Source organism: Rhizobium sp. TH135 (assembly GCF_002855515.1).
Taxonomy (GTDB): domain Bacteria; phylum Pseudomonadota; class Alphaproteobacteria; order Rhizobiales; family Rhizobiaceae; genus Allorhizobium.
This window is the reverse complement of record NZ_PKRP01000002.1, coordinates 721,457-733,861: the sequence shown is the minus strand read 5'-3', so window position 1 is coordinate 733,861 and position 12,405 is coordinate 721,457. Positions and strand designations below refer to the sequence as shown.

General features: G+C 63.0%; 18 protein-coding genes. 7 read left to right on the top strand and 11 right to left on the bottom strand.

The window, feature by feature from the left end:
- Positions 1–35 precede the first annotated feature (35 nt).
- Positions 36–1,112 carry an A/G-specific adenine glycosylase gene (mutY, locus tag C0V73_RS08555; RefSeq protein ID WP_102019542.1) on the top strand — a complete coding sequence of 359 codons (1,077 nt, stop codon included), beginning with the start codon at positions 36–38 and terminating at the stop codon, positions 1,110–1,112.
- A gap of 3 nt (positions 1,113–1,115) precedes the next feature.
- Positions 1,116–1,727 (top strand): HAD family phosphatase, encoded by a 612-nt coding sequence (locus tag C0V73_RS08550; RefSeq protein ID WP_102019541.1) that lies wholly within the window; start codon positions 1,116–1,118, stop codon positions 1,725–1,727.
- 196 nt (positions 1,728–1,923) lie between these two features.
- Here C0V73_RS08550 and C0V73_RS08545 read toward each other — a convergent pair whose 3' ends face one another.
- The 3 genes from C0V73_RS08545 to C0V73_RS08535 form a co-directional block, all read right to left on the bottom strand.
- On the bottom strand, positions 1,924–3,054 hold the full coding sequence (locus tag C0V73_RS08545; protein ID WP_102019540.1) for a site-specific DNA-methyltransferase: 1,131 nt from the start codon (positions 3,052–3,054) through the stop codon (positions 1,924–1,926).
- A gap of 154 nt (positions 3,055–3,208) precedes the next feature.
- Positions 3,209–3,421, bottom strand: a complete 213-nt coding sequence (locus C0V73_RS08540) for a hypothetical protein (protein WP_102019539.1) — start codon at positions 3,419–3,421, stop codon at positions 3,209–3,211.
- Between the two features lie 258 nt (positions 3,422–3,679).
- On the bottom strand, positions 3,680–4,021 hold the full coding sequence (locus C0V73_RS08535) for an MmcQ/YjbR family DNA-binding protein (protein WP_102019538.1): 342 nt from the start codon (positions 4,019–4,021) through the stop codon (positions 3,680–3,682).
- 159 nt (positions 4,022–4,180) lie between these two features.
- On the opposite strand from C0V73_RS08535, the gene C0V73_RS08530 reads away from it, so the two are divergent.
- On the top strand, positions 4,181–5,170 hold the full coding sequence (locus C0V73_RS08530; RefSeq protein ID WP_102019537.1) for a helix-turn-helix domain-containing GNAT family N-acetyltransferase: 990 nt from the start codon (positions 4,181–4,183) through the stop codon (positions 5,168–5,170).
- On the opposite strand, the gene C0V73_RS08525 is transcribed toward C0V73_RS08530, so the two are convergent.
- The 7 genes from C0V73_RS08525 to C0V73_RS08495 all read right to left on the bottom strand — a co-directional run bounded on the left by C0V73_RS08525 (position 5,143) and on the right by C0V73_RS08495 (position 8,786).
- Positions 5,143–5,565 carry a DUF1284 domain-containing protein gene (locus C0V73_RS08525; protein ID WP_102019536.1) on the bottom strand — a complete coding sequence of 141 codons (423 nt, stop codon included), beginning with the start codon at positions 5,563–5,565 and terminating at the stop codon, positions 5,143–5,145. The two genes, C0V73_RS08530 and C0V73_RS08525, sit on opposite strands and share 28 nt — an antisense overlap.
- Positions 5,566–5,591: 26 nt before the next feature.
- Complete coding sequence (locus tag C0V73_RS08520) at positions 5,592–6,182, bottom strand: biotin transporter BioY (RefSeq protein WP_102019535.1); 591 nt, start codon at positions 6,180–6,182, stop codon at positions 5,592–5,594.
- Positions 6,183–6,770: 588 nt separating this feature from the next.
- A complete protein-coding gene (locus tag C0V73_RS08515; RefSeq protein ID WP_102019663.1) occupies positions 6,771–7,451 on the bottom strand; it encodes a GntR family transcriptional regulator in 681 nt (226 codons plus the stop codon).
- A gap of 55 nt (positions 7,452–7,506) precedes the next feature.
- Entirely contained in the window at positions 7,507–7,821 is a 315-nt protein-coding gene (locus C0V73_RS08510; RefSeq protein ID WP_102019534.1) for a type II toxin-antitoxin system RelE/ParE family toxin, read from the bottom strand.
- Positions 7,808–8,053: a type II toxin-antitoxin system ParD family antitoxin gene (locus tag C0V73_RS08505; protein WP_102019533.1), complete on the bottom strand. Its 246-nt coding sequence runs from the start codon at positions 8,051–8,053 to the stop codon at positions 7,808–7,810. Before C0V73_RS08505 ends, C0V73_RS08510 begins: the two co-directional genes overlap by 14 nt.
- Before the next feature lie 62 nt (positions 8,054–8,115).
- The gene (locus tag C0V73_RS08500) at positions 8,116–8,460 is read right to left on the bottom strand and encodes an antibiotic biosynthesis monooxygenase (RefSeq protein ID WP_102019532.1); all 345 of its coding nucleotides are present in this window, start codon (positions 8,458–8,460) and stop codon (positions 8,116–8,118) included.
- Positions 8,457–8,786, bottom strand: a complete 330-nt coding sequence (locus C0V73_RS08495; RefSeq protein ID WP_102019662.1) for an NIPSNAP family protein — start codon at positions 8,784–8,786, stop codon at positions 8,457–8,459. Before C0V73_RS08495 ends, C0V73_RS08500 begins: the two co-directional genes overlap by 4 nt.
- A 167-nt stretch (positions 8,787–8,953) precedes the next feature.
- On the opposite strand from C0V73_RS08495, the gene C0V73_RS08490 reads away from it, so the two are divergent.
- Positions 8,954–9,640, top strand: a complete 687-nt coding sequence (locus tag C0V73_RS08490) for a helix-turn-helix domain-containing protein (protein ID WP_102019531.1) — start codon at positions 8,954–8,956, stop codon at positions 9,638–9,640.
- 62 nt (positions 9,641–9,702) lie between these two features.
- Here the strand turns inward: C0V73_RS08490 and C0V73_RS08485 are convergent, their stop codons facing one another.
- On the bottom strand, positions 9,703–10,437 hold the full coding sequence (locus C0V73_RS08485; protein ID WP_102019530.1) for a carbonic anhydrase: 735 nt from the start codon (positions 10,435–10,437) through the stop codon (positions 9,703–9,705).
- Between the two features lie 220 nt (positions 10,438–10,657).
- On the opposite strand from C0V73_RS08485, the gene C0V73_RS08480 reads away from it, so the two are divergent.
- From C0V73_RS08480 to C0V73_RS08470, 3 genes are all read left to right on the top strand, one after another.
- A complete protein-coding gene (locus C0V73_RS08480) occupies positions 10,658–11,002 on the top strand; it encodes a multidrug efflux SMR transporter (protein WP_102019529.1) in 345 nt (114 codons plus the stop codon).
- Entirely contained in the window at positions 11,002–11,592 is a 591-nt protein-coding gene (locus tag C0V73_RS08475; protein WP_102019528.1) for a TetR/AcrR family transcriptional regulator, read from the top strand. The genes C0V73_RS08480 and C0V73_RS08475 overlap by 1 nt, the downstream gene beginning before the upstream one ends.
- A 114-nt stretch (positions 11,593–11,706) precedes the next feature.
- Positions 11,707–12,396: an HAD family hydrolase gene (locus tag C0V73_RS08470; protein WP_102019661.1), complete on the top strand. Its 690-nt coding sequence runs from the start codon at positions 11,707–11,709 to the stop codon at positions 12,394–12,396.
- Positions 12,397–12,405: the final 9 nt, after the last annotated feature.

Sequence of the window (12,405 nt, the reverse complement as noted above, 5' to 3'; positions counted from 1 at the left end):
CCCGGTCTAACCGCATCGGGGTTGCCGTTCAACCAATGAAGCAAGAAATGAGCACTGTCCTTCTCGCCTGGTATGACCGGCATCACAGGGAGCTTCCCTGGCGTATCTCGCCGGCCGCTGCCAAGCGCGGCGTCACGCCGGATCCCTATTACATCTGGATGTCCGAGGTGATGCTGCAGCAGACGACCGTTGCGGCAGTGAAGGCTTACTTCGCCAAGTTCATTGCGCGATGGCCAACGGTCAAGGATCTGGCGGAAGCACCAAACGAGGATGTCATGGCGGCCTGGGCGGGGCTTGGCTATTACGCCCGCGCCCGAAACCTGAAGAAGTGCGCGGAGGCCGTGGCATCAGAGCATGGCGGTGCCTTTCCCGATACCGAAGAGGGTTTGCGCGCGCTTCCTGGCATCGGCGACTATACGTCGGCCGCGGTTGCGGCGATCGCCTTCAACCGGCCCTCGGCTGTGATGGACGGCAATGTCGAGCGGGTGATCTCGCGGCTCTTCGCCATCGAGGCGCCGCTTCCGGGATCGAAACCGCAGATGAAGGCGAAGGTCGCGGAGCTCACGCCGACCGACCGGCCCGGGGACTTTGCCCAGGCGATGATGGATCTGGGTGCGACGATCTGCACACCGAAGCGGCCGGCCTGCGCGCTTTGTCCGTTCAATGATGCATGTCTGGCGCTAGCCATCGACGAGCCCGAGCGTTTCCCGGTCAAGGCCGCCAAGAAGGCGAAGCCCGTGCGGCGTGGAGCTGCATTCATCGCGGTGGATCGCGAGGGGCGGCTTCTGTTGCGCAAGCGGGTGGAGAGCGGACTGCTGGGCGGCATGACCGAGGTGCCGACGACCGAGTGGACTTCGCGGCAGGACGGGGAGACCGGGACAGAGGCAGCGCCCTTCCCGGCCGACTGGCAGGCGGCCGGCAGCATCTCCCATGTCTTCACGCATTTCGAGCTCAGGCTCTCGATCTTTCGCGTCGGGCCGATAGACCGTCCATCCGATAATCACGGTTTCTGGGTGCCGGTCACCGAACTTGATGGGGAAGCGCTGCCAACTGTCATGAAGAAGGCAATTGCAGCCGCTATTCCAACCGCCTTTCCAACTCCTAAGGGCTAAGACATGACCGAAATCCGCCATATCGTCTTCGACATCGGCAAGGTGCTCATCCACTACGATCCGAACCTGCCTTTCTCGCGGATCATCCCGGACGCCGACGAGCGGGCGGACTTCTTCGCGCGGGTCTGCACCCATGACTGGAACATCGAGCAGGACCGCGGCCGTAGCTGGGCCGATGCAGAAGCGCTGCTGATCGAACAGTTCCCAGAACGGGAAGAGCATATCCGCGCCTTCCGGAAATACTGGGCCGAGATGGTGCCTCACGCCTATGACGACAGTGTTGCCATCATGACCGGCCTCATCGATGCAGGTCGGGACGTTACCATGCTTACCAACTTCGCCGCCGACACCTTCACCGAGGCGCGCAAGATGTATCCCTTCCTCAACCTGCCGCGCGGCGTCACGGTTTCGGGCGAAGTCGGGCTGATCAAGCCCGACGTGGCGATCTACGAGCGGCATGCGAAGGATTTCGGACTGTCGCCAGAGCATTCTGTCTTCATCGACGACAGTCTGCCGAATGTCGAAGGCGCGCGTACTGCCGGCTGGCAGGCGGTGCATTTTACCGGAGCGGAAAAGCTGAAGGCGGATCTCGGCGCGCTCGGCGTGAAGGCCTGAGAGCGAGGCGCTGGCGCGGGTGGAGTTGGCGGACCCCTGCCCGCGCCAGATCGATCTCAAGAGATCGAATGCAGCCCAGATAGAAGCTTCGACTTGCACGAAGCTGATCACAAGTATGTGATGTTATTCTAATATTTTTGTCGTAGCAGTGTGCCGGCGCGCGGAGACGCGCCGGTCGCTCGCTGTTTGAAACTGGTTATTCCAGGCCGCCCATGCGGCTGCGAATGACCGCGCGCAGATCGTCGATCGGCTTCAGGGCACCCTTCTCTTCGACATGCCAGAAGGTCCAGCCGTTGCAGGCATCCATACCCTGGACGCGGGCGCCGACGCGGTGGATGGAGCCGGCCTCGCCGTTTGCCGTCAGCGTGCCATCGGCGCGGATGATGGCCGAGTGGCGGCGCTTGGCATCGGTCAGGACCTGGCCGGGCTTCACGAGGCCTGCTTCCAGCAGAACGTTGAAGGCGACGCGGGGCTCGGCCTTCTTGCCGGTGAGAACGGTCAGTTCGACCTTGCCCAAAGGCTCGACGGCGGCGATGCGGGCCGAGGCTGCATCGATATAATCCTGCTCGCGTTCGATGCCGACGAAATGACGGCCGAGACGCTTGGCAACGGCCCCTGTCGTGCCGGAGCCGAAGAAGGGATCGAGCACGATGTCGCCCGGCTTGGTGGAGGCCATGATGACGCGGGCAAGCAGGGCTTCCGGCTTCTGGGTCGGATGGACCTTCTTGCCGTCGTCGCCCTTCAGGCGCTCGCCGCCCGAGCAGATCGGGAAGAGCCAGTCGGAGCGCATCTGCACGTCGTCGTTCGAGGCCTTCATCGCATCGTAATTGAAGGTGTAGCCCTTGGCCTTCGGATCGGGCGAGGCCCAGATCATTGTCTCATGGGCGTTCTGGAAACGGCGCCCCTTGAAATTCGGCATGGGATTGGTCTTGCGCCAGACGATATCATTGAGGATCCAGAAGTTGAGATCCTGCAGCGTCGCGCCGACGCGGAAGATGTTGTGATAGCTGCCGATGACCCAGATCGTGCCGGTCGGCTTCAGCACGCGGCGGCAGGCCAACAGCCAGGCGCGGGTGAAGGCGTCATAGGCTTCGAAAGAGGCAAACTGGTCCCATTCGTCGTCGCAGGCATCGACGAGCGACTGGTCGGGACGGTGCAGGGCACCGCCGAGCTGCAGATTGTACGGCGGATCGGCGAAGATGACGTCGACGGATTTGTCGGGAAGGGCTTCGAGGGCGGAAACGCAATCGCCCTTGATGATGCTGTCGACCCAGGCCAGCGGGTCGGACGAACGGCGGAGTTCGGCAATCGGGAATACAGAAGCCATTGGTTACTCACTCTTACGCTGACGCAGCACGGGATGTGAGGCTTATGGTTACCGAACTTGGTTACTGAAGGGTGAAGAGGGGGTGAGAATTTGTGCGGGGGCGGGATGTGGGGCACGCTTGTTTGGCCGCCTGCAAGGTTAAACCGGGCAAAAGCTATGTGAATAGCTGCAGCAGGATCGAGGGATTGCTGAGCAAGCCACCCACGATTAGGCCAGCCACCCCCAAGCCGATGGCGCCGCCGATGCCGTGCGTCTGCCAGCCGACATAGGCACCAATGGCGCTCGCAGTCAGCATGACCGTTGATGCCCAGATGATGCCTAGAAAATGCTGCCAACGAGATTTTGAAGGGCCTGTCTGCTCAGCCATACGCTATGTCCACGACCTCTTAAATTTCAACCTAGAGCATACATGCGAGCTCTGACACTGAAAATACAGGGTCACGCGCCCCTATTGCTAGATCGGAACTGATAGCCGAACGCAGCCGCGCGCTCCCTCTTCTCCCCAGCGGGGAGAAGTGCCGAGCGCATGCGAGGCGATGAGGGGGCTGCCCGGTAAAGCTTTACCGCTCCGCCCCCTCATCCGGCGCTACGCGCCACCTTCTCCCCGCTGGGGAGAAGAGGAGTCTCAGCGCCCTGCATCCCAGGCCTTCACCACTGCCCTCTTCGCCTGCGCCCGCCAGACGCGGGTCAGGTTTTCCCGCGCCCATTCGATATCGAGCCGATCCGGGCGAGCCAGCACCAGGCGATGGGGCCGGTGATGGTCCGTGGTGAAGAAGGTGTCGGGGTCCATCTCGATCAGGTGATCGCGCTCCTCGAAGGGCACCTTGAAGACCGGGCAGTCATGGGTTGGGTTCCAGAACAGCATGGCCTTGCCGTTGACCTTGAAGGACACGGCACCCCAAGAGGTGGTTTCCTCCGTTGTCGGCAGGGCAAGGATGAGCTGGCGGAGCATATCGAGGGTGATCATGGTGGGGCCTCTGGGCGGGAATTCTGCCAGAGGAAGAGCCTCCTGTCATCGCGATGGGCGCATGTGGTGCATGCAGGGTTCGGGGCACCCAAGGCACCCACCTTGCTCATGGCGAATTCTCCAATATAGTTGCATACTGCAACATCTTTGGAGAAGACGATGACGCTGCATGCCCCTGACGTCGCCGAGATCCGTTCTGCCTCTCGCATGCTGGTGCGCAAGCTCGGCTTCATGGGCAAGACGCTCGCGCAGACCGAGCTTTCGCCGTCCGCCGTGCATGCGCTGATCGAGATTGGTGCGGCACCCGGCATCCCGGCGCAGGCGCTTTGCGGTCTGCTCAACCTCGACAAGTCGAGTATCAGCCGGATGCTGCGCCAGCTATCCCTATCCGGAGACGTCGAAGAGCGAGCCGACAGCTGCGACAAGCGGGTGAAGCGGCTGCATCTGACGCCTCAGGGCGAGGCGCGGCTTTCGCAGATCCACCGGTTTGCCGAACAGCAGGTGACGCAGGCGATGGGCCGCCTGACGCCCCGTGAGCAGGCAACCACCCTCGACGGGTTGCGGCTTTATGCCGGCGCGCTGTCTCCGCCGTCGGGAACGGCCTCCTCAGGCATAGAGATCGCGGCGGGCTATCGGACCGGCCTGATCGGCCGGATCACCGACATGCATGCAAGGCACTATGCCCGAAGCTCGGGCTTCGGCCAGAGTTTCGAAAGCCTGGTGGCCTCGGGCCTTGCCGAATTCGCAGGCCGGCTGGATAGGCCGTGCAACGCAATCTGGTGCGCGCTTCGCGGCGGCGAGATCGTCGGTTCGGTCGCGATCGACGGTGAGGATCTCGGGGGCGGGCTTGCGCATCTGCGCTGGTTTATCGTCGAGGACGGCCTGCAGGGATTAGGTGTCGGGGGTCGATTGCTGACGGCCGCCATGGCTTTCGTCGATGAGCAGGCCATTCCGGAAACCCATCTGTGGACCTTTGCCGGCCTGAACGTCGCACGTCATCTCTACGAGGTGCAGGGGTTTCGCTGTGTCGAGGAGCGGCAAGGCAGCCAGTGGGGCAGCGAGGTGCTCGAGCAACGGTTCGTGCGGCCGCTTGGTGCCGGTGGAGCGCGCCTGCCTCTCGATCAGGGCGCGACGCGCACGCCCGTATAACCTCCATCCGCGACATGATCGCAGAGGCCCGCCCATTCGCAGCCGGAACAGGCTGTGCGGATCTCCCCGGTGGCGAAGGTTTTTCTGAGCCCGGCGAGCAGTGTTGCTGATGGCGTGAGGCGGGCGCCCGACGTCAGCGGGCTGCCGATCAGGCGGGCGACAGCGTCTGCTGCTTCGCGGTCCCGCTCGATGACGCTTGCGCCATGGCAATGAGCCTCGGGATCTGCGGTGAGCGGGCCGCAGATATCGTCCGGCCCCGCCACCAGCTCGATCTCCTCGGCGGACGAGAGCCTTGCGGCAATCGCCTCGTAATTCTCGACGAACGCGGGCGAATAGCCCTTGCCGACATAGGTCAGCATGCAGAGCAGATGGTGGGCGCGGAGCCGGACGGTCATGCGTGTTTCAGTCGGTTGTCAGAAGCTCAGAGGTCGAGCGGTTGTGTGTTGCGGCGGGCAAGCGCCAGCAGCAGGGCGGCGGCCAGCGCGGATTTCAGCACGGCACCGAGGATGAAGGGGGTAACGCCGAGTGCCAAGCCTTTTTCGACGCCCAGGAGCCAGGCGAGCCAGGCGCCGCCGATGACGAGGCAGAGGATGTTGGCGGAGAGGTGGGCGAGGAAGCTCTTGACCACGTGGCTGCCCGTCCAGCCTTTTTCGGCGAGATAACCGGCAAGTGCCGCGATGATCGGGAAGGAGACGAGATAGCCGGCGGTCGGGCCGACAAAGGGCGCAAGCCCGCCTCCGCCATTGGCGAGCACCGGCAGGCCCATCATCGCCTCGCCGAGCCAGGCAAGCACGGTCAGTGCGCCGAGGCGCCAGCCATAGAGCACGCCGATCATGGTCAGCGCAAAGGTCTGCAGGGTGATCGGCACCGGCACCATGGGCACCGATATCTGCGAGGCGAGTGCAAGCACGCCCGTGCCGAAGAGGAGAAGCGCGGCCTGCGTGGGCAGCGATCGGCCTGAAATGCCGAGCGGATCGAAGCCGCGGACGGCGGGCGCGAGGATGGTCGTCATGGGCAATCTCCATTTTATAGATAATATGAAGTGACGGAGAGTCTTTTATCTATGGAATCAGGTGCTGCCAAGGTGGTGGCTTCACGAATCTCGGGGGAAAGTTGTTAAATTAGGGATCAGATTTGCTGATCGCAGCGCGATCTGCATCAGCCATTCAATTTTATCTATAATTTTGCGCCAGGGAATGAATCTCCCCGCTCACCCTTCCCTATCCAGGGGCGAGAGGGTGCCGGCATGCGAATGAGGGGGCGAAAGCTGCAAGCGCGACACCCATCTCCCCCTTGGTGGGGGAGAAAGCGATTTCGATGAATTAGGCGAGCGCAAGCCGCCTAAACATCAGAAATCGCAAGTGAGGGGGTCGGTTATGTCGTGCCCGCTGCACCGATCCCCTCACCAGCAAAATCGAAGGTTTAGGTGGCTTGCGCTCACCTAAACCTTCGATTTTGCAACCTCTCCCACAAGGGGGAGAGGTGGGAACCTGGCTACCCGTCCTTCTCCCAGATGGGCAAGGCCGAAAGCCTCACCCCCGCCCGCCGCTTTGCGGCCCCCCCCTCAAGGGGAGGTCGCCGCGGAGCGGATCGGTGAGGCTCAGCCGACGATGGCAAAGCCTTCGGTTTCGGCGCGGCCAGGAACCGGCATCGGCGCGCGGCCGATCCATTGGACGTGGCGCTCCAGGATGCGGGCGGCTTCCGCGGCATCGCCGGATTTCAGGGCTTCGAGGATGGCGCGGTGGTCGTGGTCGGTGCGGGCTTCCCAGGTGGCACGCCAGGCGACGAAGAGGAAGCGGGCGGAGACGGCGTGCAGGTCGTCGATGACTGACAGTAGTCGCGGCATGCCGCAGGTGGAGACAATCAGGCGGTGGAAGCGGCGGTTGGCTTCCTCCCAGGTGCGAACATCCTTGGCATTGTCTGCATCGACTGCGGCCTGTTCCGCGGCAGCCAGCACCTCTGACGTGAGGCTTGGGGCAGCGTGGCGGAGTGCCAGGACTTCGAGGGCGGCACGCATCTCGGCCACTTCGCGCACCTGTTTCAGGTCGAAGCTTGCGACACGCACGCCGCGACGGGGAATGCTGACGACGAGGCCTTGTGCTTCCAGCCGGCGAAACGCCTCCCGCACGGGCACATGGCTTGCGCCGAATTCCTCGGCGATATGGTCCTGGGCAAGGCGCGAACCCGGCACGAGTTCGCCATGGATGATACGCTCCGCCAGCGCGCGGCTGATGCGGCTCGTAATCGTATCCTCCGGAGAATCTTCGGGCTTTTTCGGCATGAGTTCCTGCATAGTCAGCGGCTGCCGGCTTGTCGAGGGAGTGGCAGCGCGCGCGTCAGTCAAGCGCCCGCAAGATCGCCTGCCAGTCCTGCCGTCCGCCGAGAATGCGCAGGATGGTCACTTGCCCCTCCAGTCCAAGATAGACGATCAGATGGCTGCGATAGGGATAAATCCGGACTGGCGGCGTGAATTCCAAGCGCTCGCGAAACAACGCCGGAGATTGCCCAATCCGGTCGAAGGCCTGCACGAGTTCGTCGAGGTAACGATCGGCCTGATCGGGGGACCACGTTTCAGCGCCATAAGCCCAAACTCTTTCCAGGTCGCGCACGGCTTCAGGCGCGATCGTATAACCGCGACTAGCGGGCGCCATGGCTTTCGCGCATCCGGCGTTTGAAGGCTTCGGGATCGAAGGGTTCGGGGGGACCGCTTTCAACACCCTTGGTGATGGCGGCTTGGAGTTGGTCAAACGCGGCCAACCGCTCCTGGTCCTTGCGAATGAGGTCGCGAATGTAGTCGCTGGCATTGCCGTAGCGACCGCTCTCGGCCTGACGCTCGACCCAGGCCTTCATCGGATCGGGAAGGGATACGTTCATCGTTGCCATGGTCTGCCTCCAATCATGCTACCAAGATGGCGGCGATGGCAAAGTTTGTCAAAGCCTTCCCCTCACCCATGCCTCGCGCGACTATCCTCCGGCGCCTCGGCGCGATCATCAAGGCCATAGTCACGCAGAACATCGGCGACGCGGAGACGATAGGCGGCAAACACACCGCCGCGGCCAGCGGCCTGGGCGGCGCGGTGTTCTTCCGTTTCGCGCCAGCGGCGGACCGCCTCCTCATCGCGCCAGAAGGACAGTGACAGGAGCTTTCCGCGGGTCGTCAGGCTCTCGAAGCGCTCGACCGACAGAAAGCCGTCCATCGTTTCCAGTTGTTCGCGCAGCTCACCGGCGAGATCGAGATAGCGGTGGCGCTCGCCGATGAAGGGGATGACTTCGAAGATGACGGCGATCACGGCTGCACCTTCAGGGACGGCGGGCTGGAGACGTTCTTCAGGAAGAGCCGGTCTTCCTCCAAGATGAAGCGGGCGTTTTTGGCAAAGTCGTAATTGGCCTTGCCGAGCGGATCGGCGGCGAGCCTTGCTCGGTAGGCTTCATAAGCTGCCAGGTTTTCGATGTTGTAGATGCCATAAGCCGTGGTCGCGGATCCCTCATGCGGGGCGAAATAGCCGATGAGGTCGGCGCCGCAGCGAGGGATTGCCTCACCCCAATTGCGGGCATAGGTGGCGAAGTCGTCGCGGCCGAAGGGGTCGATGCGATAGCGGATGATGCAGGTGATCATGGTGGGCTCCTCGTAGTTGACGAGCTGGGTCTTGCCACGGCGCCGACGGCTGATGCTTCGATCGCGGTCGAAGTCTCGCCCGTGTTTTCCATGCTTCATAGTTCGACCGGGATCGAAGCATTGGCTACACTCGACATGCAGAATGATGCCAGCCCAAGGAGACGGACATGGCGGAAGGACCTGACATTGCGCGGATTGCCTCGTTGATCGGCGATCCCGCGCGCTCGAACATGCTGCTGGCACTGCTCGGCGGTCAGGCACTGACGGCAACGGAGCTTGCTGGGGCGGCGGGCGTGACGCTGCAGACGGCGAGTTCGCATCTCTCCAAGCTCGAAGAGGGCGGACTGCTTGCCCAGCGCAAGCAGGGCCGGCATCGCTATTTCGCGCTGGCCGACGGCCATGTCGGCGCGATGATCGAGAGCCTGATGAGCTTTTCGGCGACGCGCGGCCATCTGCGCCATCGCGCAGGCCCGAAAGAGCCGGAACTGCGCAAGGCGCGGATCTGCTACGACCATCTGGCCGGCGACTACGGCGTACGCATGCTGGACAGCCTGATCGCACAAGGGGCGATCCGCGCCGAGGACGAGGCGCTGACGCTGACGGGTGAAGGCGAGAGCCTGCTGGTGGGTCAGGGGCTCGATATCGGCAGCCTTCGGGCCAAACGACGGCCGCTCTGTCGGGCGTGTCTCGACTGGAGCGAAAGGCGCACACATCTGGCCGGCGCTCTCGGAGCGGCCCTGCTGTCGCATTTTTTGGAGCGGGGCCATGCAAGGCGGGTGGAGGAGAGCCGGATCATCCGGTTTTCGCCGGATGGAGAGCGGCGGTTTCTGGCGATGTTTCCGGCAGCGGACTGAACGGGGAACAAGACGCGCGCAGATGCACGGGAGGGGGCATTGCTGCCCCCTGCCCTTGTCATTCAGATGTCTTCGATGAATTCGACTTCACCACTGGCGATATCATAGACGGCCGCCACGACGCGGACCGCGCCCGAGGTCACGAGTTCGCTGACGATATGGCTTTCATCGGCAATGCGGCGAGCGCCGGAGATCGCATTGAGGCGGACAGTCTCGGCGACGAGCCCCTCCCCCTTGTCCTTGGCGGAGAGAACGACCGGGAGGATCGGCTGGACCATCTTGCCGATCGAGCCACCGGGCACTGCACCCTTGGTGACTTCATCGCAGGCGGCGGTGACGGCGCCGCATTTGCTGTGGCCCATGACGACGACCAGCGGCGACTTCAGATGTTCGGTACCGTATTCGATCGTGCCGAGCGCACCGGTGTCCAGCACGTTGCCGGCATTGCGGATGACGAAGAGTTCGCCGAGCGTCGAGCCGCCGAAGACCAGTTCAGGGCTGACGCGACTGTCGGAACAGGTGAGGATGGTGGCCCAGGGATGCTGGCCGCCGGTCAGTTCGCCGCGGGCCGCGACAAGATTGGAGGCGCAGGCCTCGGCGTCCTCGACGAAACGCCTGTTGCCTTCCTTCAACCGCGACAGCGCTTCTGCCGGCGTCGTCACCGGTGAGGTCGCGGGCGCTGTCGTGGCGGCGCGTGCGGGCGCACTGCCGATGAGGGCGGCGGTGGTCAGGCCGACGCCGGCGAGCTTGAAGAGGTTGCGACGGTGAAGGCCTTGCGTTTCGCATTCCTGGCACATGCTGGATGTCCTGTTGATGATGGAGTGGCCGGACGGCCGAGGGCAAGCTCGCTCGCTGATCCGGGCGAAATTGTGATATGTTAATATTATGATCTATAATTAATGTTTTGCGCCTCAGAGGTTGCGGGGATGCGTTTCCATTGCATCCAGAAGGCGCTTACAAAACAAACCTACCGTATGGTATGTTTATTCTCAATCAGAACCCAAGGATGTGTTTGTCATGAGCCCCGCCCTTACCGCCTATGGCGCGCTTGCCGCCGCGATCGTACTGGAAGTCATTGGTACGACGCTCCTGCAGAAGTCGGCGCAATTCACCAAGCTCTTGCCGACGGCGGGCATGGTGATGTTCTACGTCGTGTCCTTCTATCTGCTCTCCCAGGCCCTGAAGGGCATGCCGCTCGGCATCGCCTATGCCATGTGGGGCGGGCTCGGCATTGTCCTGACCGCTCTCATCAGCGTCTTCTATCTCAAGCAGAGCCTGGATCTCGCAGCCTTGGCTGGTATCGCCCTGATCGTGACGGGCGTAATCGTGATGAACACGCTGTCGAGCACGGTGTCGCACTGATGGCGGCTTCCCCCTCGCCGGCCGACGGAACGCTTTCGGCCCATCACCGCAAGAAGCAGCCGGAGCAGGTGCGCCGGGCACTGCTCGATTGCGCCGCCCAGATCGCGGCGGAAGACGGGGCAGCCGCGATCACCATTCAGGCCGTGGCGACACGGGCCGGCGTGACCAAGGGCGGATTGCTGCATCATTTCGACAGCAAGCAGGCGCTTCTGGCGGCCGTCTTCCAGGATCTGCTCGACAAGATGGATCAGGAAATCGACCGGACGCTGGCGGATGATCCGGCCTCGCGCGGACGCTTCACGCGGGCCTATGTGCGCGCCTGTTTCTCCGACCGGCTGCTCGGCGACCGCAGCCTCTGGGGTGCGCTGTCGGTCGCGATCGTGTCTGAACCGGCGCTGCGCGCGCTGTGGTCGGCCTGGCTCGACCAGCGCATGGCGCGGCATGCCGAGACCGACGGCGATCCGAGGCTCGTTGCCGTGCGGCTAGCCGCCGACGGTGTGTGGCTTGCGGACATGATGGAGAAGGACGGCGGGCTGAAGCGCTACCCTCAGGATTTCGAGGCCGTGCTGCTGGCGATGGCTGAGGCTTGAAACCAGACGACCCTCGCGACCTTCCGCACGGCAGACCTGCATGACGCGTGATTGTCCTTGCCCTTCCGATCGTGTAGGGAGCGACTTTCCTTGGACCACATGACGGATGTTTCCATGAGCGGCTTCGACCTCACCCTTTTCGATTGCGACGGCGTGCTCGTCGATTCCGAGATCATCGCGGCCAAGGTCGAGTCGAAGCTTCTGACGGAAGCCGGTTACCCGATCTCGGTCGAGGAAATGGGCGAACGCTTTGCCGGTATGACCTGGAAGAACATTCTTCTGACGATCGAAAAGGAAGTCGACATTCCCCTGTCGGCGAGCCTGATCGACAAGTCGGAACAGTTGCTCGACCAGAAGCTGGCGCGTGAGGTGAAGGTGATCGAGGGCGTGCAGTATGCACTGTCCCGGATCACTGGCCCGCGCTGCATCTGCTCCAACTCATCCTCGCAGCGCCTCGACATGATGCTGACGAAGGTCGGGCTGAAGGAATTCTTCGCGCCGCATATCTATTCGGCCAAGGATCTCGGCGCCGACCGCGTCAAGCCGAAGCCCGACATCTTCCTGCATGGCGCGGCACAGTTCAATGTCAGCCCGTCCAAGTGCATCGTGATCGAGGATTCCGTGCACGGCGTGCATGCGGCGCGCGAAGCCGGCATGCGGGTGATCGGATTTACCGGCGCCTCGCACACCTATCCTTCGCATGCAGACAAGCTGACCGATGCGGGCGCGGAAACGGTCATCGCCCGTATGCAGGACCTGCCAGGCGTGATCGCTGCCATGGCCGAATGGGAAGGCGTTTTCTGAGCCAGGACC